1 protein-coding gene is annotated in these 571 nt (G+C 75.7%); it reads left to right on the forward strand.

Going from position 1 to position 571, the window contains the following annotated elements:
• The coding region (locus tag AC2W7J_RS18685; protein ID WP_485984304.1) for an NUDIX hydrolase at positions 1-484 on the forward strand (484 nt) is incomplete at its 5' end.
• Positions 485-571: the final 87 nt, after the last annotated feature.

A 571-nucleotide genomic window follows, 5' to 3' on the forward strand; every position in this document is an offset into this window, starting at 1 on the left:
CCGAGCAGGAGCAGCTGCGCCGCGACTACCTCGCCCACCTCTCCGCGCACGCCGACGCGAGCGCCAAGGCCGGCCCGCCGGCCCACTTCACCGCGTCGTGCTCGTCGTCGACGAGCCTCGCGAGCGGGTGCTGCTCACCCTGCACCGCAAGGTCGGTCGCTGGCTGCAGTTCGGCGGGCACATCGAGGCCGACGACCCGAGCGTCGCCGCCGCCGCGCTGCGCGAGGCCGTCGAGGAGTCGGGTCTGCCCGCCGGCAGCCTCCACCTCCTCCCCGGTCCGGCGCAGCTCGACCGGCACGCGCTGGGGTCGGGCTTCACGAGGTGCACCGAGCACCTCGACCTGCGGTGGATCGCCGTCGCCGACCCCGGCGCCGAGCCGGTCGTCTCGCCGGAGTCGCTCGACGTCGCGTGGTGGCCGGTCGACGCGCTGCCGCCCGACACCGAGCAGTCGGTGCGCGACCTCGTGGCGCTCGCCCGCCGCTGAGCCTGTGGATGACGCGGCGGCCGCCGCGGCCGGAGATCCGACACAGATGGGCAGACCGATCGTCCCACCTCCGTTCGGAGCGAGCCG

The sequence above is a fragment of the Janibacter sp. CFPM2_SD2 genome (genome assembly GCF_057364645.1).